Source organism: Deltaproteobacteria bacterium, from assembly GCA_016933965.1.
Classification (GTDB): domain Bacteria; phylum Desulfobacterota; class Syntrophia; order Syntrophales; family UBA2210; genus JAFGTS01.
In genome coordinates, this window is record JAFGTS010000005.1 from 12694 (window position 1) to 35999 (window position 23306).

The following is a 23306-nucleotide window of genomic DNA, read 5'->3' on the forward strand; positions in this document are numbered from 1 at the left end:
CCTGTTCCGGGCCATGGGAAGAGACCCGTGGGTTCAGAGATACTCCTTGCGCTGTTTTCCTTCCAGTTCTTCCACGATCTTCCGCACCTCCTGGGAATGACCTCTTTTGCAGATCATGAGAGAGTCCCCGGTTTCAACCACGATGATATCCTCAATACCGACCAGGGCAAGCAGTTTTTCACCACCGAGCACCAGGGTGTTTCGAGTATCGGCGGTCACGATATTCCCCTGGAGGGCATTGCCATCGGGGTCTTTTTCCAGAATTTCCCAGAGCGCGTCCCAGCTTCCGAGGTCACTCCAGCGAAAATCACCTTCGACGCACAGGACGTTCCGTGCCATTTCAAGGACCCCGTAATCGATCGAAACCGGTGTGATCCGCGAATAAGCCCCGGCGAGGGCGTCCCGTTCCGCTGTCGTGCCGAGGGAATCACTGACGGCGCTGAGCGTTTCATACATCTCGGGGAGAAACCGCTGTATCTCCTCAAGAATGGCGGAGGCTTTCCAGAGGAACATGCCGCTGTTCCACAGGAAGGAACCTGTTTTGACGTATGTTTCAGCTGTCTCGCGGTCCGGTTTTTCCCGGAATGAAGCAACGTCGTAAACGGCCCTTCCTCTGATCTCATCGATCTTAGGCCCCCGCTCCACGTATCCGTATCCTGTTTCGGGCGCCGTCGGCCGGATGCCGATGGTGACCAGGTGCGAACCGCGGGCGGCCGCGTCGCGGGCCGCGGCAAGGGTGTCGATAAATTTTTCTTCGTCCAGGACCAGGTGGTCCGACGGCAGCACGGCCATGATCGCGTCGGGATCACGCTTCACAAGGTACAGGGCGGCCAGGCAGATACAGGGCGCGGTATTTCGTCCCATCGGCTCGATGATGATGTTCTGTTCGGGGATTTCAGGAAGTTCCCGGCATACATCGGCTGCATGGTTTGCGGCGGTGACGATGATGGTATCGGCGGCCGGCACAAGGGGCTGTATCCTGTCGACGGTGCATCGGATGATCGACCGGTCCCCCGTCATGCAGAGAAGGTGTTTCGGCCTGCATTCCCTGCTCAGGGGCCAGAACCTGGTCCCCCGGCCGCCGGCCATGATGACGGCATACATCATGAGAGGCTCCCCTGTGGTTTGTTCACGGCATCGCCTTCTTCCGTGAAAGGTATGGTGAACTCGTACACGCCGAAATTGACCACGGCATGGATCGGATATCCCAGCTTCTCAAAGACCTTGATCATGGGCTTGTTGTCGGTGATGACGTCCGCCGTAAAGCCCTCGATATCGTTCTTCTTTGCCAGTTTGATCAAGGTCCTGAGGAGATAGGAACCGATGCCGATCCCCTGGTATTTCTCGTCGGTGATGAAGGCCACATCGGCGAAGGTGGGGCGGTCCTTGAGACGGACATAGCGGGCCTCGGCGATGATCCGTTCATGCCCCTCCTCTTCTATGATGCCCACGATCGACATGGTGCGTTTGAAATCCACGTTCACGTATTCCTGCATCTTCATATGCGGCATGGTCTTGATGGGACTGAAATACCGGTAATACACGGCCTGATCGGAAAATCGGTAAAAGAGCCTGCGCATGTCGTCTTCATCGGAGGGTTTGATGGGCCGGAAACGGATCGTTGTGCCACCCTTGAAGGTCTGGGTATATGAGATCTCATGAGGGTACAGATGCCCGGATTCGGTCAGGTATATCTGGTCCCGGTACAGGATGTTGCTCGTCTTGGCCATCTGGACCAGGGCGCCCCGGTCATCGGGATGGGCGATGTCTATCAGCGCCAGGGCGCGTTCACGCACCGTCTTGCCCCGCAGGGAGGCCACCCCGTATTCCGTCGCGATCATGTCGAGGGATTCCCGGTTGGTGAACTGATTGGGGAATTCTTCCACGGAGAGCATGATGTTCGGTTGTCCCTTGAGGTTCCGGCTGGGGAGGGCGAACACGGTCCGTCCGCCCTTTGAAAGGGCCGCGCCGGCGAACATCTCCTGTACCTCTCCCGGTCCCGGGTTCACGTTCCCCTTGCCCGTGTGAAGGGCGATCCCTCCTGTGATATCCACTTTCCTGGCCGGCAGGATCGCGATGAAATTATCGTTCTGGCTGATGTTCTGAGGGTTCGCGATAACGTCGATCCCCTGGAATTCGATCAGCGGGTTGCGGTGGATCCACTTCAGGAGCTTATCCGTTCCCAGGGCATAGGCGGCCACGGTCTTGCCCCGGAAAAAGTCCTTTTTCCGGTTCGTGACCACACCGGTTCTTACCAGGTCCATCACAGCATCGGTGAGGGTGATGGTATGAATGCCGAGATCATGCTTGTGTTCCAGATGCCGGGGGAGCGCCTCGAAGAGCGGTCCGATCGAGTAGTGGATGCAGCTGCCGTCCTTGATGACGGTGGCCACATTGGCCGCCAGCTTGTCAAAGGAATCGTCGTAGGGCCACCGGTTGAGATAGAGCGGTTTCTCCGTCGATTGCACGAGAAAATCAAAATCGCCGGCATGTACGAAGGTATCACCCAGGGTGCAGGGAATGTCTTCGTTGATCTCGCCCACAACGAGAGATGCGCAGTCCATGGCGTACCGTGCCGCGTCGATGGCGATGCCGAGGCTTGCAAACCCCTGCTCATCGGGTGTTGAGATCTGTATGAAGGCCACGTCAACGTCGATCGAACCGGACCTGAAAAGCCAGGGAATGGAGGATGTCCTGCTCGGTACCAGGTCGATGCGCCCTGCCGTGATCGCTTCACTGGCAAGCCACCCGGCGAAAAAGGTCTTCAGGCGATATTTGTGCCGGTATCTCTCGTCGATGGGTATGGCGTCTCCGAAACTGACAAGCTGGACGAGTTCAAGGTCTCGCAGATTGCTCTGGTCCGACATCATGAGGTGCTTGACCAGTGTGCGGGGCTCGGCCTGGCCTGTCCCGAGAAAAATGCTCATTCCCGGCTTGACCTCGGCCAGGACCTCTTCGGGGGTGACGATCTTCTTTTTCCAGTCATCGGAAAGCCTGTACGACATTATATGACTCCTTGCTTAAAGTCGGCTTATTATACTGCTTTGAAAGGATTATCAAGCACAAACAGGTACGGTCGTTCTCCTGTCGGACCCGGCCGCGGCACTCATGGATCAGCGTTTTCCCCGCGAACACCGGACCGGTCCTTCCTGCTTCCCCGATAGAGGGCGTATTCCAGCAACCGGCATTCGATGGGTCCGTTGAAAAAGGGGATCCTCCGTGACGTTCGAAGGCCGACCTCCTTTGCCAGGGCGAGATTGCCCGTGAAAATGTATCCGTCAAGACCCTGGCATCGCTGTTTGAAGAAATCGCCGATCCCATGGTAGGTCGACCGCAGGGAATCCACATCTCCAAGCCGCTCGCCGTACCCGGGATTGAGCATCACCACACCACCGCCCTCAGGCACCGCGGTCCTTGAGAAGTCGCAGACGCCGAATTCCAGGACATCTTCCACCCCCGCGCGGGCCGCGTTCCGCTTCGCCGCCTCGATCGCCTCTTCGCTGATATCGGTGGCGATTATTTTGATATCGCAGGATCTTTTTGCGTTCCTGTTCGCCCTGTTCCTCAAGGTCCGCCAGAGGCGGCCGTCGTATCCCACAATGTGCATGAAGCCGAAATTGTCCCGGAACGAGCCGGGTGCCCGGTCGAGGGCGATGAGGGCTGCCTCGATCGCCAGCGTCCCGCTGCCGCACATGGGATTGACGAAGTGCGATGTCCCGCGCCAGCCCGTTGCGAGAATGACCGCCGCGGCCAGGGTTTCCTGCATGGGGGCGTGCAGCGGGATTTTCCGATACCCGCGCCGGGACAGGGGCTCTCCCGAGGTGTCAAGGTAGATATGACAGGTCGATTCATCCCAGTGGAGATGGACGACGGTCCGCTCTCGTCCGGGACCGGAATCGGGTCGGCGGCCGTATTTGCGGTTGAACCTGTCGGCGATGGCATCCTTGCATTTCAGGTTGGCATATTGCGAGTCACGAATGCTGGGGGTTGAAACGGTCGAGGTAACGGAGAAGTATCCATCGCGCTCAAGGTAGCGCTCCCAGGGTATGCTGGAGACGCCGGAGTAAAGTTCCCGGGGGTTGCCGGCCGTGAAGGAACCGACCCGGCAGAGGACCCGATGCCCCGTCCGCACATGCAGGTTCAGCTTCATGGCGTCTGCAAGGGTTCCCTCCGTGAATACCCCCGTTTCGATCTCTGAGACGAGGGCAAACCCGAGCCCCTGCACCTCATCTCTCAGGAGTACCGATGCTCCGCGGGGACAGGTGATCAGGATAGGATATATGCTGGATGAAAAGGGCATTGTATCTTTCTATGAAAAAAACAGCATGGCGGCGATGCCGTTACGCTTCGTCACCAATGTCGGCAAACCGGTACCCGAAACCCCGGATGGTAAGGATAAACCGTGGATTGGAGGGGTCTTCCTCTATCTGTGCTCGAAGTCGGCGGATATGCACGTCGACGGTCCTGGGCTCAACGAAGGCTTCATCGCCCCAAACGTAATCGAGCAGTTGGTCGCGCGTATAAAGCCGGCCGGGATGGGCCGCCAGAAAAGCGAGAAGTTTGAACTCCGTGGGGCTCAGCTCGATCTTTCGGCCTCGGAGGGTTACCGTGTGGTGACCTCTGTCCACCTCGAGGCCGCCGTGACGGATGACATCCTGTCCACCCTCCACCTTTTGCCGTTCCGTCCTTCGAAGAATCGTTTTGACGCGGGCGACAAGCTCCCTGACACTGAAGGGTTTCGTAATGTAATCATCGGCGCCCATCTCCAGCCCCAGGACCCGGTCCAGTTCGTCATTTTTCGCCGTGAGCATGATGATGGGGAGGTCCTGGAGATCGGCGCTCTGCCGTATGATCCTGCATATCTCCATCCCCTGAATGCCCGGAAGCATGAGATCGAGGATCATCAATCTCGGCTGTTCCTTCTGAATGATCTGAAGGGCCCGCTCTCCATCATGGGCCCCGATGGTGGAAAACCCTTCCTTTTCAAGATTGAAACAGATCAGGTCAACGATATCTCTTTCATCGTCGACGACGAGTATTTTATCTGTCACCGGGTGACATATCCTCCACCATTTTTCATTTCTCGAAAAGTAGATATAACTGTAAACAGGAGAAGAAAAATTCTCAAGAACTTAATGACACGAAATTCATATTCCTGGAAAAGCTCTCAATTCAAATATGTTGCCCTTTCACAGTGGTGTGTCCCCGTGAGGGCCGAATAAACTTTTTGCGGCCGGAGACTGTTTCTGTTTGACTCACTATTTCTTTATTGTTATTTCTACACAACCTGTTATTGAAAGGTGACGCGGGGCAAGTTCACAGGTTGCCGGCCGTGATCGATACATCGGCGTAAACCGTAATCCCGCAAGGAATTATATGGAATTCAACGTGTTACTCGGGGTCATCGGCGGGCTGGGGCTGTTCCTTTTTGGAATCAATCTTCTCAGCACCTCCCTCAAGGCCCTTTCTCTCGGTATTCTCAAAAAACTCCTGGACAAGGTCACGTCAAACAGGGTCCGGTCCGCACTCGTCGGTGTCGTCGTTACCTCCATCATACAGAGCTCGAGCGCCACATCGGTACTCCTCATCGGTTTCCTGAACGCGGGGCTTATCACGCTGGTGGGTGCACTGCCCGTTATCTTCGGAGCCAATATCGGAACCACCATTACGGCCCAGCTCATCGCCTTCAAGCTGACGAAATCAGCGCTTCTCTTCATCTTTATCGGCGCCATCGTGTACCTGTTTTCGAAAATGGAAAAGAACAAGAACCGGGGCGCGGCGCTGCTGGGGTTCGGGATCCTCTTCCTCGGATTGTCGACGATGGGCGCCGCCGTCAAGCCCCTTGCCCAGAATGAAGCGGTCGTTCAATTATTCCTGTATTTCGGCCAGAAACCGCTTCTCGGGATCCTGACGGGATTGATCGTGACCGTCGTTCTCCAGAGCAGCAGTACAACGGTGGGCATGGTCATCGCCTTCGCCTCCGCCGGCCTTCTGGATCTTCCGTCGTCCATATATCTGGTTCTGGGAGATAACATCGGGACCTGCATCACGGCGATCATTGCCAGTATCGGGGGAAAACTCGCAAGCAAGCGGCTTGCTCTCGGTCACACCCTGTTCAATGTGATCGGGACGATGATCATGTTTCCCCTCATCCCGCTCTATGTGCGTTACATGCCGCTTCTCTCCGGCGATATCGCCCGGCAGATAGCGAACACGCACACCATCTTCAACCTCATTAACACCATCATCCTGCTGCCCTTTGTGACGCTCTTCGTCGCAGTTCTCATGAAATTGATCCCCGGTGAGGATTATGAAAAACGGGGTATCAGGTACCTTGACCGGAACCTGCTGGTGACGCCGAGCATGGCGATCAAGGCAACGATAAAGGAACTGTCCCAGATGCTGATTATCTGCCAGGAGATGCTGGACAAGGCGAGAAAATGCGCGATCGATTACAACCACAAGCTGAAGAACGAGATCACCGTTGACGAGGAATCCGTTGATGAAATGCAGAAAAGTATCACGGACTACCTTGTCGAAATCGCCCAGAGTGATCTTACCGATAAGGAGAAACGCCTTGTGCCGGCACTTCTGCACAGCGTCAATGACCTGGAAAAGGTGGGGGACTACTGCGAGGCCATTGTGAAACTTTCACAGCGAGCCTATGAGTATAACCTGCCCTTTTCGTCGGCGGCAAAGGTTGAACTGGAGAAGCTCTTCGACAAGACGTCGACCCTGATGCGGCATACGAAGCGCGCCATGGAAGATGACGATCATGTGTCGGCGACGATCACCCTGAATATCGAAGGCGAGATTGATGAACTGATCAACCAATATAAGATAAACCACCTGAAGCGACTTGAGATCGGAACCTGTATCAGTGACGCGGGGCTGGTGTATTCGGACATCCTGACCGACATCGAGCGTATGAACAATCACCTCTGCAATATCACGAAGGGAATCCTCCATATCGGGAAACGATAGCTATCATGCCCTTCCTACCCGTTATCGGCGCACTCCGCATCAACGGATAGTGGAAGGGTTAATGAAACAGTGGTGCCCCTTCCGAATTCGCTTGTGATCTCCATGCTGCCCCCAAGGGCCTTTATGAGGTGTTTTACGATCGAGAGACCGAGGCCCGTTCCGCCGAGGTCCCGTGAGCGGGTCTTGTCGACGCGGTAGAACCGTTCACCCAGCCGGGGGATATCTTCTTTGGGAATGCCGATCCCCGTGTCCTCTATCGAGATCGTCACCTGTTTTTCTTCTTCGCTCGAAGCCGCCCGGAGGGAAACCGTTCCCGCCTCGGGCGTGAATTTAACGGCGTTATCAAGCAGGTTCAATATGATCTGTGCGAGCCGGTCGCGATCCGCCGCAACCGGAGGAATATTGTCGGGTACGTCCTTTTGAATATTGATGTTCTTTTCGGCCGCTTTCGATTCGGCTATGGGCATGACGGAACAGATGACGGAAGCGAGGGAGATTTTCTCGATATCAAGTTTCATTTCACCCAGTTCGATGTCCGAGATCGTAAGAAGGTCATCAACCAGTCTGTTGAGGCGCTCACCGTGCCGGTGAATGGTGCTCAGGAATTTTTGGGCGGTCTGTGAATCGTCGATGGCCCCATCCTGCAGTGTTTCGACGAATCCCAGGATCGCCGAAAGGGGCGTCTTGATCTCATGGGTGACATTGGCAACAAAGTCGGCCCGCATTTTCTCCAGCTTCTTGACGCGCGTGACATCATGCAGGACGATCAAGGTCTTTTCAAGGTCCAGCACGGGAGAAATGTTCACGTCAAGGATGACCTGATCTTCCATTCTCAGGGTGATTTCCGTTGATATGGGACTCTGTGTCGCCTTGAACTCTTCGATCGCGTGCTGGAGCTCTATGTTCCTGAAGGCCTCTATCGGTGTTCTTCCGATGATGTCCCGGTAACGGGTCCCGAAAATGGTGTTGAACGCGGAATTGAGCGCTTCTATCCGGTTTTCCCTGTCCAGTATCAGGACGCCGTCGTTCATGCTGGCGAAGGCGGCTTCCAGTTTCTTTGTTTCCTCGTTAGCGATGCGGATCTTGTCACGCAGTTCGGACACGAGGTAGTTTATGTTTTCGGCGAGCCGTCCCCGCTCGTCGTTTGCGTGAATGAGAAGTGACTGGGAAATACCTTCTTCACGAAGTCTTTTCGTATAGAGCTCCATTTCCTGCACCGGAGAAACCAGACGGGAGGTGAATATGAATGCGATCAGGAATGAAACGGCGCCGACCAGCAGGAATGACTGGAGGATCAGAATGAAGAGGGCATTGACGGACTGCCGTATCTCCATGAGCGGGCGTGCCAGTCGAATATAGCCGGTTATACCGTATTCGTTTCGGACGGGGATAGCGGTATAGAGGGTGTTGATGCCGAGGGTCTTACTGTATCGGACGGCGGTCCCCTTTCCCTTGATGCGTGCCTCCTGGATCTCCGTTCGATTGAGATGGTTGTCCATTTCGGCCGGGATCGCTTCTGAATCGGCCAGGACCGAGCCGTTTGCATCGATCAGGGTGACACGGCAGTTGGTAAGCCTTGCCAGTGTTGAGACCTCACGTTCCACTTCCGGCATCGTTGTAATGAGTCCCAGCGTCTCGGTGTAGCTCATGATCTCCCGCTCGATGCGCATCGTCAGTTTCGATTTGATCTGGCTGTTGGCAAGAAAGCCCACGATACCCATGGCGAGGGCGACGATGATCACATATGTGGCGAATACCTTGTAGAAGAGGTGGGTTTTCATGAACCTTTTTCCGTTACTCCGGGGTCATCCGTATTACAGGGAGGTGCGCTCTCGTGCCGCACGTTCTTTCCGGTAATCATGTATATGACCATGTCGGCGATGCTTTCGGCATGGTCCGACACGCGTTCAAGGCTCTTTGATATCTGCATGATGAGAAGAGAGCGGTGTATCGTCTTCGGATCGGCCATCATGAAGGTCAGCAGTTCCCGGAATATCTGTTCGTTGAGACTGTCCACCCGCTCATCCTCGCGCCTGACCTCGTCTGCCAGAGCGCAATCCTCATTGATGAAAGCGTCGAGGCTTTTACGGATCATTTCGCGGGTTATCTCGGCCATGCGGGGCAGGTCGATGTACGGTTTGAGCTGGGGCTGTTCGTTCAGGAGCATGGCCTTTTCGGCTATTTTCGCGGCCATATCGCCGATCCGTTCCAGGTGACCGTTGATCTTTACCGCCGTTGTGATGAACCGCAGATCGCGGGCGGTCGGCTGTCTCAGGGCCAGGATCCGTGTGCACATTTCCTCGATTTCCTCGTCGAGCCTGTCGATTTCCCCGTCACCTTCGATAACGTTTTGCGCGAGCCGGGAATCTCTTTCAAGCAGTGAGCGGGTCGAGTCATAGATGGATTTTTCGACCAGGGCCCCCAGGTACAGTATTTGTTCTTTCAGGGTTTTCAACTCACGCTCATAGTGGCTGCTGGTATGGCTTTTTTCCGTCCCCATTATTGTGTCCCCCTTTATCCGAATCGGCCGGTGATATAATCTTCCGTCTGTTTTATATCCGGCGTGGTGAAGAGCTTTTCCGTCGGATTGTATTCTATCAGCTTGCCCAGGTAGAAGAAGCCGGTGTAATCCGAAACGCGGGCGGCCTGCTGCATATTGTGCGTCACGATGATGATAGTATATGCTTTTTTCAGTTCTTCCACCAATTCTTCGATCTTTGCGGTGGATATCGGGTCGAGCGCCGAGGTGGGTTCATCCATGAGAAGGATATCCGGTTTCATGGCAAGGGCACGGGCGATGCAGAGGCGCTGCTGCTGACCGCCGGAGAGGGCCATGGCTGACTGATTGAGAATGTCCTTCACCTCGCCCCAGAGGGACGCCTGTTTCAGGCTCTGTTCCACCAGTGCTTCAATGTCGGCCTTGTTCCATTGTCCCGTCAGTTTCGGTCCATAGGTAATGTTGTTGTATATGGACTTCGGAAAGGGATTCGGTTTCTGAAAGACCATGCCGATCCGTCTTCGGATATCAACGGGATCGACCTTCGGATCATAGATGTTGATGCCCTCGAATATGACCTCTCCCTCAACCCGGGAGCCGTCTATCAGGTCGTTCATCCGGTTCAAGAGCCGCAGCAGTGTCGATTTGCCGCATCCCGATGGACCGATGAGCGCCGTTACCCTGTTTTTCCCGAAATCCATGGAAACGTCGACAAGGGCCTTGAAATTCCCATAGTAGAAGTTGACGTTTTTTGTTTGTATGATCGGGCTATTATCCACGACTACCACCTTTTCTTTTTTCTCATGTAGCTTCTCATGATGATGGCGATCAGGTCAACACCAAGTACAAGTGCGACGAGAACGAGAATTGTGCCGTACTGAAGAGGTCTTGTCTCTTCGATATGGGTCCCCGCCGTTGCAAGGACATAGACATGATAGGGAAGGGCCATGACCTCATCGAAGATGGATTTTGGCAGCTTTGACGTAAAGAACGCCGCTGCCGTGAACATGATCGGTGCCGTTTCACCCGCGGCACGACCGATACCGAGGATGGAACCCGTCAATATGCCTGGAAGCGCACTGGGAAGGACGATACGCAGAATGGTCTGCCATTTTGAAACGCCGAGTCCGAGTGATGCCTCGCGGAATGTCTGGGGTACCGCCTTGAGCGCTTCCTCTGAGGCGCCGATTATGGTGGGAAGTATGAGGAATCCGAGCGTGAGGGCCCCAGAGAGGATACAGGAACCGAAATGAAGAAAGACGACGAAAAGGCCGAGACCGAAGAGGCCGAAGACGATCGAGGGAACCCCTGCCAGGCAGTTCACGCCGACGCGGATCATCCTCACGACCCGACCCTGCTTCGCATATTCACTGAGGAAAATGGCCGACGCCACTCCCAGGGGCAGGGCCACGATGATGGCGCCCGCCGTCAGGTAGAGCGTCCCGAGAATGGCGGGCATGACCCCGCCCTTTGTCATGGAATCGCGGGGCGGCTTCGTCAGGAACTCCCAGGAGATCGCGTCCACGCCATGGAGAAAGATGTATACCAGAAAGCCGAAGATGGAGGCGGCGAGAATCAAGGCGGAGAGGCGAACCACGAGAAAGAAGAGGTTCTGTTTGAAATATCGTAATCTCATAACGTGGCGGAGCCGACCTCCTTGAATCGATTGGAAATATAATCGGCGATAAGATTGAAGGCCAGGGTCAGGAAAAAGAGAACGATACCCGTTGCGAACAGGGCATAGTAGTGGTCGCTTCTGAAGGGCGCCTCTCCCATCTCCGCGGCGATGCTTGCCGGCATGGGCCGTACGGAGTCGAAAATACTTTCAGGGATCGCCGCCGCTCCCCCGGCGACCATGAGCACCACCATGGTTTCGCCGATAGCTCGTGCCATGCCAAGTATGACGGCCGTCGAAACGCCGGAGAGGGAAGCCGGTATGATCACGCGGGTGATCGTCTCGAATCGTGTGGCACCCAGAGCGTAGGATGCCTCCTTGAACTCCTGGGGAACAGAATAAATGGCGTCCTCCGATATGCTTGAGATCGTGGGGACCGCCATGAGGGCGAGAACGATCGAGGCGTTCACAATATTGAGACCTGTGGGGAGGTCGAATGTTTCCTGAAGCCACGGAGCTAGCACGGCCATGCCGAAAAATCCGAGTACCACTGAGGGAAGCCCGGCCAGGAGTTCAACAACAGGTTTGAAGATCTCCTTGATCACGGGGGGGGCGACCTCGGCTATATATATGGCTGAGAGGAGGCCGAGCGGGATGGCGATGATCGAGGCGAATATCGTAACGGCAAAGGAACCGATGATAAGGGGCCATATCCCGAATGAAGGGGGGTCATAGGTTGGGTACCATTCAAGACCGAATATAAAATCCTTTACTGAAACGACCTTGAAGATGGGAAGCCCCTCCATGAAAAGAAAGATCACAATGAGCCCGAGGATGAGAATTGATACCAGTGCAAACAAAAAAAAGACGTTTTTGATGATTTTTTCTTTTTGGGTTCTCGTCATTATGTATTTCCCGAATGACCGTTCACTGAACGACCCGATGCCGGGAGGTCCGGATACTCCTTCCCGGCACCGTGGTCGTCAGCTTTGAGATGGAAAATTATACCATCAATACAGCGGAACGTATCCTTCCTTTTTGACGATTTCCTGACCTTTGGGGCTCAGAACAAAAGTGATGAATTCCGCCGTTGTCCCTGTCGGCCACCCGTTGGTGAACATGAAAAGAGGGCGGGCAACAGGATATGCCCCGGAGAGGACCGACGCGTTGGATGCGGTGATACCGTTCACATTGAGGGCCCTGACATCACTGTTGAGATATCCGAGGCCGATATAGCCGATGGCGTACTTGTTCTTTGAGACCGCCTGGACCACGGCACCGTTCGAGGCCTGAAGCTGGGCCCTGGGTGTGACCTTCTCTTTGTGCAGGACCTGTTCCTCCCACACTTCGTAGGTCCCCGAGCTGGTATCCCTCGACACGACAACGATCTGCAGGTCACTGCCGCCGACTTCCTTCCAGTTCGTTATCTTTCCCTGATAGATCAGACTGAGCTGCTCGATGGAGAGCCCGGTCACCGGATTAGACGTGTGGACGATCGGAACGATGGCATCCATGGCAACCCGGTGGGGCACTGGATACACGTCGTTATCCTGGGCCATTTTCACTTCCTTGTCCTTGATGAAACGTGAAGCGTTGGCGATGTCGGTAGATTTGTCGACGAGCGCCTTGATGCCGTTCCCGGAACCGCCGCCGGAGATGGAAATGTTCACGCCGGGATGGGCGGCCATGAAAGCTTCAGCCGCGCCCTGGGCAACGGGAAGGACCGTTGTCGAACCCTTAATGACGACGGTTTCACCAAAAGCGGTGCCGGCACCTGCGAGGGCACAGAAGATGACCCCTATGCACAACAATTTTATGATGTTCTTCATGTTTTTCAATCCTCCTTGGTATTTTTCTTCCAGAATACATTTTGTTTTGCCGTGCATAATAGGTACTTAATGTTACAGGATGATGACAGCCCGATGACGATACGGTTAAATTATCGGCATGAAAAAGATCAATATAGAGTGCCCGGTGACGTCGCTGATTCATGAAAAGCCTTCATCCCGTTGTGTTCCCTGGGTCCCGGAGACATTTTGTCTTGATAAATCACGAGGGGAGTTGTACAAACCAGGAAATGCATTCGAAGGAGAATCTGTAATGTACTGGGAAAAGGATATTGAGACGATGGATCGCGCCGAGCTTGAAAACCTTCAGCTCGGAAGGCTGCGGGATACGGTCGGGATCGCTTCGGCATCCCCGCATTATAAGAATCTCTTTGAAAAGATCGGCTTTGATCCAACGCAGATTGCCTCTCTCGATGACCTGCGGCGGATACCGCTGACAACAAAGGAAGACCTTCGGGAAAACTGGCCCTATGGGTTTCTCGCCCTCCCGAAGAGCGAGATGGTGAGGATGCACTCCTCATCGGGGACAACGGGGCGGGCGACGGTGATCTTTCATACCCGGAGCGATGTCGATGCCTGGACGAACCTCCTGGCCCGGTCGATGTATATGACAGGTGTCCGCAGGGAGGATGTCTTTCAAAATATGATGACCTACGGCCTTTTCACGGGAGGCCTGGGGTTCCACTACGGGGCGGAGAAACTGGGAATGCTGGTTATCCCCGCCGGGGCAGGGAACAGTAAAAGACAGATCCAGCTGATGAAGGATTTCGGAACCACGGTGATCCACATCATTCCCAGCTATGCCCTGCATCTTTACACGGTCTTTGAAGAAATGGGCGTTGACCCCCGGTCGGACACTGAATTGAGGATCGCTTTTCTCGGGGCCGAGCCCCATTCGGAACAGACGAGGAAGAAAGTGGAAGAACTGTATGGTGTCAGTGCGTTCAATTCCTACGGCCTTTCTGAAATGAACGGTCCCGGTGTGGCCTTTGAATGCTTACAGCAGCAAGGGATGCATATCTGGGAGGACAATTATATCGTGGAAGTCATAAATCCCGACACCCTCGAACCCGTTCCGGAGGGAGAAGAGGGGGAACTGGTGCTTACCACGCTTCAGCGAAGCGGTATGCCGATCTTGCGTTACCGAACGAAGGACCTGACCAGGGTCATTCCGGGACCCTGCGAATGCGGCAGGACCCACCGCCGCATCGAACGCATCAAGGGAAGAACCGATGATATGCTCATCGTCAAGGGCGTTAACATCTTTCCCATCCAGATCGAGAAAAAGTTGATGGATGTTCCCGGGGTGGGGACGAACTTCCTTATCATTCTCGAGCGCGAGGGGTTCAATGACCGCATGATCGTGAAAGTGGAGGTCATGAAGGAATTTTTTTCAGGCGACCTGAAGCAGCTTGAGAAATTGCGGCGGACCATCACTGAGGAATTAAAAGGCGATATCCTGGTGACCCCCCGGGTGGAACTGGTGGAACCGAACACGCTTCCCAAGAGCGAGGGGAAGGCCGTGCGGGTGATCGACAAGAGGGAGATGTAGACATTCCAGCGGTGGAAAGGAGCATCGGAAAATGATAGCCTATCAGTTGTCAATATTTGCGGAGAACAAGCCGGGGCGGCTCGCGAAGATCACGAAACTGCTGGCGAAGGCGAAGATCAATATCAGGGCCATATCGATATCGAGTTCCGATGCCTTCGGTGTCATCAACATGCTCGTCGACGACCCCGAGCGGGCCCGGTCCGCCTTGACGGAGGGGGGGCTGACGGCGAACCTGAAACCGGTCATTGCCGTCGTCATCGAGGACAAGCCAGGCGGCCTCGACCGTCTGATCACCCTTCTCGCCGACAAGAACATTAATATTGAAAATGCTTACGGTTTCGTCCTGGAGAGCTGGAAGAAGGCCGTTTTCGTCATCGACGTGGAGCAGATCGAGGGTATCGAAGAGGTTTTGAGAAAATCCGGCTTCGAGACACTCAACGCGGAGGCCCTGGCTGCAGCGGAGCCCTTTCACTACATGAAGTATTAGCGACTCCGCAAAAAGTCCACATGCTGCGTTGCGCTTCATCCTTCGTCATTGCGACGTACGAAAAGTACGACTCATTCCTCAGGATTCGCGCGCCTTGCCTCTGGAGCTTTTTGCGAAGCCGCTTCTTATGCACCGTTATTGCGATTTCTGTAGTTGGCCGATGTAAGAAAAGGCGACAAAGGGGCAAAGCAACAGAGTGACAAAGTGAGAGATGAATATAATCTGTAATGAATTTCAAATTACAAACCGGTCCTGTCATTCTGGAATCAAACGTTTTATTTGTGCGAATATCAAGGAAAACACTTTGCCACTTTGTCGCTCTGTCACTGTTTTTTTAGAGAGGTACCCATGACACACGAAGATTCTGGTAATTATTCCGGAAAGCATCCGGAAGGGACAGAGGTGGACCCGGTCGTGGCCGAGAAGCTGCTGGCGGTTGCGAAAGAGGGGGGAGTCGGGTGCGCGGCGGCACACGCGATAGCCGGCGAATGTGGCCGGGAGCCCGGCGTTGTCGGTCGGACGATAGATCTCCTTGAACTGAAGATCCAGCGGTGTCAGCTCGGTCTGTTCGGGTATCTGCCGAAGCACCGCATCGTGGAGGCGGCGGCATCGGTGGAGCCGGAGCTTGAAAATGCAATCAGAGTTGCTCTTCAGGCGGGCAAGCTGACCTGCGCCGCTTCATGGGATATCGCCCGGCGGTTCAGCCTGCCGAAAATGGCCGTTTCATCGGCCTGCGAGAAACTGGGCATCAAGATATCGACATGCCAGCTGGGGGCGTTTAGATAAAAATAGTGGCAGAGCGACAAAGTGGCAAAGTGTTTTCCTTGATATACGCACAAATTATTTTCTTTTCTCACTTTGTCGCTCTGTCGCTTTGCCCCTTTGTCGCTTCTCTAATAAATTCCGGCAACTACAAAAGAACGATTCCCGAATAGCGAACAACGAATCTCGGATCCCAGTTTCCTAATCCCGATCACAGTTCCAGCGCTTCAGTCATCTCATCGCCCTGGAAAAGCCTGATGCCATTTTCACGGGCCCGCTTCAGGAAATCTCCACTGTCGAGACAGGCCTCCGGCGGCAGGACGCCGGTAGCCGTTATCGTTCCTTCGAGGAGCATCTGAACGGCGATCGAAGCGGGAATACCGGTGAGCACATCCATGTGAGCGACGGCACCGTATGCAAGATGCACCCGTTTTCCATCCTTTTTCCCCGTTGTATCGACCCGGCAGGCCGAAGCCGTTTCCGGCGGTTTGTCGATCTTTTCAAAAACCGGCAGCAGCGGGTTGACGATGGCGCCCAGAAAATCCTTTCCCGAACGGGTATTGATAATCCGCAGGAAGGACAGGACCTTGCCGAGCACGTTGAAATAATCCTCCACCAGCCCGCCTTTGAGAGTGACGTTCTGTGCTTCGATGTGCCGGGGGATCGTCACCGGTTCAGGGTGGCCCAAGTGAAAAACATTGACCATTCCCACCGGTGCGGGAAATCTTATAAGTTCCCGTCCGGAGCCCGCGGGAATGCGAAGGGTCCTGCCGTTCTGGAAGGAAGGAACGACCCCGGCGAAAATATGGAACGTATGGAGCGTGACGGCCTTGCCGACGGTGTCCGAGGCATGACATCCCCAGGCGACGGCGATGGTTTCGACCTCGTCGAATAAAGCGGTTGCCTTTCTCGCGAGCATATTCGTCACGCCCGGCGTCCATCCCACGCCGGTGATGAGCGTCAGACCCTTTTCCCGGGCGGCTTCGTCGAGCCGCAATATCCCCTCTGCGGCATCGTAATCATCACAGATGCTGACATAGTGAACACCCGCTTCGATGCAGGCCCTGGCGATCCTTACTTCGTATTTGTAAAAGGGACCGATGGTTCCCAGCGCCACAGTGTGGCCTCTCATGGTTTCCACGAGGTTTGTGTGATCATTTGCGTCGACTTTTACCGCTCGGCACTTGGTTCCCAAAGAGCGTGCAAGCTGTTGTGCCTCACCAATGTTGAAGTCCGCGATAGTGATTTCCTTTACTATGTCACGGGAGGCGAGGTCCTGCACCGCCCGCCGCCCCATGGCTCCCGATCCCCCCAGCGCGATTACTTTCATGACTCCCTCCTTTGTTGGAAGAATGATCCCCATCCTCATAAAAATGGTCCACTGGCTCCCCGTCCTTACGAAATGTTCCGTTCCCTCCTGTCAAGATAAACGTTTATGACGGCAAGGACGTTTTTTGCGTTGCGTTGTGCCCCGTCCCGTATCTCGTCGGCGTTAAGGGGTTTTTCGATAAGCCCGTTGCCGTAGTTGTCGATGGAGCATATTGACGCGTAGGGGATATCGAGTTCCCGGCAGACAATGGCTTCGCTTGCCATGGTCATTCCCACAAGGTCGGCGAACCGGGAGATGAACCTGATCTCGGCACGCGTTTCGAGCCGGGGTCCTGTTGTCTGCCAGTACACACCCCCGTCGATGACCGTTATGGATGCCGCTTCCGCCGCTGCGTATAATTGCCGTCGCAGAGGTTCGTCGAGCGCCGGAGTGATGTGTTTTACCCTGTTGGAAACGGCGGTCGCCGTGTGCGCAAGGGAGATAAAATCATCGGGAATGACGATCATGCCCGGTTTCAGTTCTTTCTTCAGAGAGCCTGTGGAGTGGACGCCGATGACCTCAGTCGCACCCAGGTCCTTCAGTGCCTGCATTGTGGCGGGATGGTCGATCACATGGGGGTGAATGTACTGGTCTGGTTGTGTTCCATGGCGGGCGACATAGATGAACCGGTCGGAGACATGAACATCGGCTGTGCCGAACCTGTTCGAAACATGCTCCTTCCCGATGTTTCTTAATGATGCTTCCTCATAGAAAAGAGTTCCCCCAATGAGCCCCACCTTTTTCATCGTCGCCCCCGGTGAATGTCCCGTTTCGTCAGTATTGCCGTGACGCTATCAAATTCCGGCGAAACTGTCAAAGAAGTCATGAAATGGTGTTGACATCATACTAAATAATAAATACATTATGCCCCAACATGAATCAGAAGGAGTTCAAGAATGGCTGACAATGATTATGTGACGCATGTAACGGACAGCACCTTCGAAAGCGAAGTTCTCAGATCGAAGAAACCGACCCTTGTTGATTTCTGGGCGCCCTGGTGCGGCCCCTGTCTTCAGATGGGTCCTGTGGTGAAGGAACTTGCCGCGGAATATAAGGATTCGGCGAAGGTAACAAAACTGAACGTGGACGAAAACCCTGAATCTGCGGCGAACTATGGGATAAGAGGCATTCCCACGATCCTTCTTTTCAAGAACGGAAAACTCGAAGAGACCATTGTCGGGCTCGTACCGAAGGAACGCCTGGAAACGGCACTCAAGAAAGCCCTGTAATGATGAAGTATATAAAACTTCTCTGCGTGCTCCTCCTGGTTATCTCTCTTGCCGGGTGTCACTGGTGGGGAAAGAAGGATGAGCGCTTGACCCCGGAGACCCTCTACAGCAAGGGACAGTCAGCCTATCAGGACGGTGATTACGCCGATGCCATCACGTTCTTCCAGCGTTTGAAGGAAGAATATCCCCTCAGCAAGTACGCGATCACGGCTGAACTGAAGATAGCGGATTCCTATTTCAACAAGGAGGATTATATATCCGCGGAACTCAGCTATCAGGATTTTCTTGATTTCCATCCGACGAACGAAAATCTGCCCTACGTGATGTTTCAGATCGGCATGTGTCATTTCAACCAGATGCGCTCCATCGACCGGGACCAGACAGAAACCCATCGGGCAAAGGAAGCCTTTGAAAAGCTCATCGCCCGGTTTCCCAGCAGCCAGTATACCTTCATGGCGGAAAAGAACCTGCGTGATTGCCGGAAGAAACTGGCGGAACACGAATTCTACGTGGGTAATTTTTATTTCAAGACGGGGCATTACGAAGCGGCCCTGAAAAGATTCAAGGAGATCGAGAACGAATATCCGAATCTCGGTCTCGATTACAAGGTCAGTTATTATATCAACGAGACGCATAAGCGTATCGAACGGCAGAAGGGGAAAAAAGAATAAGCCGGGTCCTTTCCACGGACGAGAGGTAATATCCGCCTCATCTGCCGCCTCAATGCACTACCGGCGTGACGGAACTTCTGATCCGGGCAGACGTATTCTCAGGACGGCTTCCCGGGTCGTCTCCGTTTCCGAACCGGACGTATCAATGATGATATGCCGGTCGTTCGGAAATTCATCGATCTTCTCAAACCGTGCTTTCTGTTCGTGATAGATTTCCCACCGGCCGTCGGATGCCTCGTTCCGATCGGACATCCTCCTGTCGAGGCGTTTTCTGACAACATCCCCGGGACAGACCGACTCGACGACATACAGATCCGCCCCCAGAGTTTCGGCAAGCCTGCGGGCACGCTCTCGCTCCGCTTTTGTTCTGAAAGAAGCGTCTATGATGACGGATCTCCCCGCTTCGACGGCCGCCGCGGCCAGTTCAAATACTCGCTCGTAGGTTTTCTGAGAGATCTCTTCTGAGTAGATGCCGACACCAAACGGTTCATAGTGCCGTTCCGATGCCTTCCTGCTGAGCATCTCTTTTCTTACCACGTCACTTCGTATGATCTCGGCCTCGAGGAACGGTGCCATATTCCGGGCCAGAACGCTTTTCCCCGTTCCCATGAGACCCGCCATGATGATCACGATAGGCTTTTCGGGACGGGCGGCGTAGCGGACGGAGAGGTCGAAGTACCGTGATGCCGTTTCCACCGCCTTTGCGCGCTCCTCCGGTGAAACAGCGGTGTCTTTGCTCTTGAAGCCGATGACCTTTGCGCGGACGTAAGCGAAGTAGCATTTGTAAAAATTGAGGAGCATGGCGATATCCCGGTCGCCAGAGTATTCCAGGTAGGAATTGATGAAGCGGTCGCTCAACCACGGGTGGTCGTTGTAATCAAGGTCCATGGCGAGGAACGAGACTTCCGCCGCGACATCGAGATACCGGAAACGCTTGTTGAACTCTATGCAGTCGAATATGACGATATCATCACCGGTGATGCAGATGTGCTCGAGGTGGAGGTCTCCGTGACAGTCCCTTATCCGGTGTTCCTGAACACGCCGGTCGAAGAGGGTCCGGTTTACCTGAAGGAAATGATACACGTAGTTCCTGATAAACCGGTACTGACCTTCCGTAATGGTGGTGCCGATATACTCCTCGGTCTGTTCAAAGTTCTCTTCATGGTTCCGGCATATCGTATCGAACCCGCCGGTACGGTCTATTTCACCGCCCGTTTCCGCTTCCCGGTGAAAGAGGTGCACCTTTCGGGCGACGGCATCCATGACGGAGTCGTCAACGGTTCCCTCGGCAAGAAGGCGGTTCAGCATGCGTTCCTGGGGGATCCTTTTCATTCGCACGGCATATTCTACGGTCCTGCCGGGGCCGTCCAGCGCCAGGGAGCCCCCGGTTGCCTCCCGGATCTCGACGACATCCAGGTAAATGTCCCGGGCCAGGCGCCGGTTCAGACGGACCTCCTCCTCACAGTAATATTTTCGTTTTTCCAGCGTGGTGAAATCGAGAAACCCGAAATCGACGGCCTTCTTGACTTTGAAGACCATCTCCCCGGCGATGAATATGAAAGAGATATGTGTCTGTATGCACTCCACCGACTCCGGCGGGTCGGGATAGAACAGGGGATTCGTCATGGAGGATACGATCGGGGGATGTGTCATTAGGTTCTCCTTCCCGGTGATGTGCCGGGTCATTCCGGTGAGGACTCGCCGGTCAGTTGGCCGCATGCCGCCAGGATGTCACTGCCCTTGCTCATGCGGACCATCGTCGTGTAGCCACGCTCGATGAGGATGTTCCGAAAGGCCTGGACCCGCTCCTCGGAGGGTGTTTTCAGGGGTGAGCCAGGAAATTCGTTGAAGGGGATGAGGTTTATCTTGCATCGCACCGTTCTCAGCAATCGCGCCAGTTTCTCGGCATCATCGTCACCGTCATTGACACCGGCTATCACGATATACTCAAAGGTGATCCTTCGCCGCCTGGGCATATTGTATGCGCGGCAGGCTTCAAGAAGCTTGTTGAGAGGGTATGTACTGTTGACGGGCATGAGTGCCTGTCGCGTCACGTCATCCGCCGCGTTGAGGGAAACGGCCAGGTTCGCCGAGGTATCCCTGCCCAGGCGGTATATGAGGGGAACGAGGCCACAGGTTGAAACGGTGACGCGCCGCTTCGAGACGGCAAGCCCCCAGTCGTCCGTGATGATACCGATGGCCTTCACGGTATTTTCGTAATTCGCCAGGGGTTCTCCCATCCCCATCATGACAATGTTCTTTATGTCTTTTCCCTCGGGAAAGGTGAACCGCAGGCGAGTGACCTGGTCCACGATCTCCGACGTTCGCAGGTTCCGTTTGAGTCCCATGGTGCCCGTATAGCAGAAGGCGCATCCCATCGCGCACCCCGCCTGGGTGGAAATGCACAGCGTCCAGTGATTTTTCTCACGGATAAGGACACTTTCAATGGCAAGCCCGTCATCAAGGCGCCACAGCGCCTTTTTGGTGCCGTCCCGGGATTCGATGATCTTTTCCAGGGCGAGAGAGCTGATCCGGGCGCGGGAGGACATGCTGTCCCTGAAATCCCGTGAGAGGTCCGTCATGTCTTCAAAAGAGGTCAATCCGAAGCGATAGATCCATTTCATGATCTGTTTCGCCCGGTACCGCTCTTTCCCGAGGTCGGCGATGAACGCCTCCATTTCAGGGCATGTAAGGTCTTTGAGATCGGGCAGCTGTGTCATCCCTTCCCGTCCGTTATCGATGATCCCGCAGAGCCTGCGGGTGGAGGTTGTATCTGAAGTGCCTTCATAATTCAACAGAAACTTTACTCAAAAGAGGAACACCTTCATTCCTTAACGCCATAGAGCGGGCAGAGCGGTGATGAACCGGGCTCAAAGTTCCTGCACGTCAGCGGTCGCGTTTCATAAATACTGCATGAATACCATCGTCCGGTCCATTCGAGAAAGGGGCAACCATGAAGGGGTAGCCCGGATCGCGCCGAAATGAGACGGTCCCCCGCCCAGACAGGGCGGTCGCGGTCGATGATATGCAGGATGTCGGAACGGCCCTCTCGACGCCAGCGCTCACGGTCGGCATCAGTGATATAGGCGGACAGGTGTGCCAGGCAGCAGGCGCCGCATTGCCTGCAGGATGTTTTTTCGCTCTTTTTTATTATGCCGGCTCCTTCCTTCATATCAACTGCTTGACCCGGTGGCGGGAATCGGATAACTGACGGGAATACTCTAAAGCTGAAAAACGGACCATTTCGGAGAGTCGTATGCCTCGACTGAACGTGACCGGTCACTTTTACCGGAACCAGCCGGTTGACCTTTTGACGGAGTATACCATATGCGAGTCCCTTTCATCCACGAATTCCCCGTATATGGCCGCGCTTGAGCACCCCCGGACCTACGGCGCCCTCGTGGGTGAAAGACTGCGCGCCTGCGGCCTGCTGCACAGGGGGTGCCGTCTCTGTGAGATCGGCGGCGGGAGGGGAAGCCTCATGGCGGGGCTCCTTGAAGAACATGGTGATCTGGTCGACCATGTCCTGATGGTGGACCTTTCCCTTTCCTTTCTGAAGACGCAGAGAAAACGGCTGGAGTCGTGGAAGGACAGGGTAAGCTTTCTGAATGCCGATGTCAGCGGGTTTCTGCCTCCCCTGACGGATACATACCGCGTGATACTGAACGAGGTTGTGGGGGATCTCGATACCTGGGTGGATATTGAGAAACGTGAGCTTCCGTTTCCCGTGGCGACCCTGATCGAACGGTATCGTCTTGATATTCCCCGGACGGGCGCCTTTCATTTCAACATCGGCGCGATCCTCCTCGTTGAGGAACTGTGCCGGAGGAACATCCCCGCCTTTATCGCCGAGCATGCCGGTGACTGCCTGATCCCCGCGGGGATGGAATACCTTTCCCGCGGGCTTCAGAGCGATGGATATCCGCGGGAGATCAGACTGAAGGAACACTCGGAATTTACCATACGGTTCGATCACCTCACGGCCGTTGCCCGAAGGTGGGGAAGGACCGTTCGAACGGGGCCGTTGATCGATCTGGTGGGTATCAGCCGGTCACCGAAAATGAAGTTCATTTTTACCGCCGGTGCCTGCGCGACCGATGAACAGGAGCATATCCTCGAGTTGCTGGATCATATTCGGGAGTATCGATGGCTCATTATCAGTTGAAGCGTAACGCGGCATGTGGACTTTTTTCAAAGCCGCAATAATGACAGTCTCGCAAAAAGTCAAATATCGTGTCACTCCCGCGAAAGCGGGAGCCCATAACTGCTTAAAAATACTGGATTCCGTGTCAA

22 protein-coding genes are annotated in these 23306 nt (G+C 54.8%); 7 read left to right on the forward strand and 15 right to left on the reverse strand.

Going from position 1 to position 23306, the window contains the following annotated elements; all coding sequences use genetic code 11:
• Positions 1–33: 33 nt before the first annotated feature.
• The 4 genes from JXO48_01090 to JXO48_01105 all read right to left on the reverse strand — a co-directional run bounded on the left by JXO48_01090 (position 34) and on the right by JXO48_01105 (position 5051).
• On the reverse strand, positions 34–1104 hold the full coding sequence (locus JXO48_01090; GenBank protein MBN2282462.1) for a mannose-1-phosphate guanylyltransferase: 1071 nt from the start codon (positions 1102–1104) through the stop codon (positions 34–36).
• Positions 1104–3005 carry a GNAT family N-acetyltransferase gene (locus JXO48_01095; GenBank protein MBN2282463.1) on the reverse strand — a complete coding sequence of 634 codons (1902 nt, stop codon included), beginning with the start codon at positions 3003–3005 and terminating at the stop codon, positions 1104–1106. Before JXO48_01095 ends, JXO48_01090 begins: the two co-directional genes overlap by 1 nt.
• A 101-nt stretch (positions 3006–3106) precedes the next feature.
• Positions 3107–4300, reverse strand: a complete 1194-nt coding sequence (locus JXO48_01100; GenBank protein ID MBN2282464.1) for a class I SAM-dependent RNA methyltransferase — start codon at positions 4298–4300, stop codon at positions 3107–3109.
• A gap of 40 nt (positions 4301–4340) precedes the next feature.
• The gene (locus JXO48_01105; protein MBN2282465.1) at positions 4341–5051 is read right to left on the reverse strand and encodes a response regulator transcription factor; all 711 of its coding nucleotides are present in this window, start codon (positions 5049–5051) and stop codon (positions 4341–4343) included.
• Positions 5052–5376: 325 nt separating this feature from the next.
• On the opposite strand from JXO48_01105, the gene JXO48_01110 reads away from it, so the two are divergent.
• Positions 5377–6984: a Na/Pi cotransporter family protein gene (locus tag JXO48_01110; protein ID MBN2282466.1), complete on the forward strand. Its 1608-nt coding sequence runs from the start codon at positions 5377–5379 to the stop codon at positions 6982–6984.
• Positions 6985–6998: 14 nt separating this feature from the next.
• Here the strand turns inward: JXO48_01110 and JXO48_01115 are convergent, their stop codons facing one another.
• From JXO48_01115 to JXO48_01140, 6 genes are all read right to left on the reverse strand, one after another.
• Complete coding sequence (locus JXO48_01115; GenBank protein ID MBN2282467.1) at positions 6999–8765, reverse strand: PAS domain-containing protein; 1767 nt, start codon at positions 8763–8765, stop codon at positions 6999–7001.
• Positions 8762–9484 (reverse strand): phosphate signaling complex protein PhoU, encoded by a 723-nt coding sequence (gene phoU / locus JXO48_01120; GenBank protein ID MBN2282468.1) that lies wholly within the window; start codon positions 9482–9484, stop codon positions 8762–8764. The genes JXO48_01115 and phoU overlap by 4 nt, the downstream gene beginning before the upstream one ends.
• A 14-nt stretch (positions 9485–9498) precedes the next feature.
• Positions 9499–10269 carry a phosphate ABC transporter ATP-binding protein gene (locus JXO48_01125; GenBank protein MBN2282469.1) on the reverse strand — a complete coding sequence of 257 codons (771 nt, stop codon included), beginning with the start codon at positions 10267–10269 and terminating at the stop codon, positions 9499–9501.
• Complete coding sequence (gene pstA / locus JXO48_01130) at positions 10263–11117, reverse strand: phosphate ABC transporter permease PstA (protein ID MBN2282470.1); 855 nt, start codon at positions 11115–11117, stop codon at positions 10263–10265. The genes JXO48_01125 and pstA overlap by 7 nt, the downstream gene beginning before the upstream one ends.
• Positions 11114–12001, reverse strand: a complete 888-nt coding sequence (gene pstC / locus JXO48_01135; protein ID MBN2282471.1) for a phosphate ABC transporter permease subunit PstC — start codon at positions 11999–12001, stop codon at positions 11114–11116. The genes pstA and pstC overlap by 4 nt, the downstream gene beginning before the upstream one ends.
• 105 nt (positions 12002–12106) lie before the next feature.
• Positions 12107–12925, reverse strand: a complete 819-nt coding sequence (locus tag JXO48_01140; GenBank protein ID MBN2282472.1) for a phosphate ABC transporter substrate-binding protein — start codon at positions 12923–12925, stop codon at positions 12107–12109.
• A gap of 271 nt (positions 12926–13196) precedes the next feature.
• On the opposite strand from JXO48_01140, the gene JXO48_01145 reads away from it, so the two are divergent.
• The 3 genes from JXO48_01145 to JXO48_01155 all read left to right on the forward strand — a co-directional run bounded on the left by JXO48_01145 (position 13197) and on the right by JXO48_01155 (position 15768).
• Positions 13197–14495 carry a phenylacetate--CoA ligase gene (locus tag JXO48_01145; protein ID MBN2282473.1) on the forward strand — a complete coding sequence of 433 codons (1299 nt, stop codon included), beginning with the start codon at positions 13197–13199 and terminating at the stop codon, positions 14493–14495.
• Positions 14496–14529: 34 nt separating this feature from the next.
• Positions 14530–14982: an ACT domain-containing protein gene (locus tag JXO48_01150; protein MBN2282474.1), complete on the forward strand. Its 453-nt coding sequence runs from the start codon at positions 14530–14532 to the stop codon at positions 14980–14982.
• A gap of 348 nt (positions 14983–15330) precedes the next feature.
• On the forward strand, positions 15331–15768 hold the full coding sequence (locus JXO48_01155; protein MBN2282475.1) for a hypothetical protein: 438 nt from the start codon (positions 15331–15333) through the stop codon (positions 15766–15768).
• 187 nt (positions 15769–15955) lie between these two features.
• Here JXO48_01155 and JXO48_01160 read toward each other — a convergent pair whose 3' ends face one another.
• Entirely contained in the window at positions 15956–17074 is a 1119-nt protein-coding gene (locus JXO48_01160; protein ID MBN2282476.1) for a saccharopine dehydrogenase NADP-binding domain-containing protein, read from the reverse strand.
• Between the two features lie 65 nt (positions 17075–17139).
• Entirely contained in the window at positions 17140–17859 is a 720-nt protein-coding gene (locus JXO48_01165) for an MTAP family purine nucleoside phosphorylase (protein ID MBN2282477.1), read from the reverse strand.
• A gap of 150 nt (positions 17860–18009) precedes the next feature.
• On the opposite strand from JXO48_01165, the gene trxA reads away from it, so the two are divergent.
• Both trxA and JXO48_01175 read left to right on the forward strand, forming a co-directional pair.
• A complete protein-coding gene (trxA, locus tag JXO48_01170) occupies positions 18010–18342 on the forward strand; it encodes a thioredoxin (protein ID MBN2282478.1) in 333 nt (110 codons plus the stop codon).
• The gene (locus JXO48_01175; protein ID MBN2282479.1) at positions 18342–19013 is read left to right on the forward strand and encodes an outer membrane protein assembly factor BamD; all 672 of its coding nucleotides are present in this window, start codon (positions 18342–18344) and stop codon (positions 19011–19013) included. The genes trxA and JXO48_01175 overlap by 1 nt, the downstream gene beginning before the upstream one ends.
• A gap of 57 nt (positions 19014–19070) precedes the next feature.
• On the opposite strand, the gene JXO48_01180 is transcribed toward JXO48_01175, so the two are convergent.
• The 3 genes from JXO48_01180 to JXO48_01190 all read right to left on the reverse strand — a co-directional run bounded on the left by JXO48_01180 (position 19071) and on the right by JXO48_01190 (position 22185).
• Positions 19071–20666, reverse strand: a complete 1596-nt coding sequence (locus JXO48_01180; protein ID MBN2282480.1) for an AAA family ATPase — start codon at positions 20664–20666, stop codon at positions 19071–19073.
• 29 nt (positions 20667–20695) lie between these two features.
• On the reverse strand, positions 20696–21733 hold the full coding sequence (gene rlmN, locus JXO48_01185) for a 23S rRNA (adenine(2503)-C(2))-methyltransferase RlmN (GenBank protein ID MBN2282481.1): 1038 nt from the start codon (positions 21731–21733) through the stop codon (positions 20696–20698).
• A gap of 104 nt (positions 21734–21837) precedes the next feature.
• Positions 21838–22185 (reverse strand): YkgJ family cysteine cluster protein, encoded by a 348-nt coding sequence (locus JXO48_01190; protein MBN2282482.1) that lies wholly within the window; start codon positions 22183–22185, stop codon positions 21838–21840.
• 84 nt (positions 22186–22269) lie between these two features.
• On the opposite strand from JXO48_01190, the gene JXO48_01195 reads away from it, so the two are divergent.
• The gene (locus tag JXO48_01195; GenBank protein MBN2282483.1) at positions 22270–23178 is read left to right on the forward strand and encodes a class I SAM-dependent methyltransferase; all 909 of its coding nucleotides are present in this window, start codon (positions 22270–22272) and stop codon (positions 23176–23178) included.
• The last annotated feature ends 128 nt before the right edge of the window (positions 23179–23306 follow it).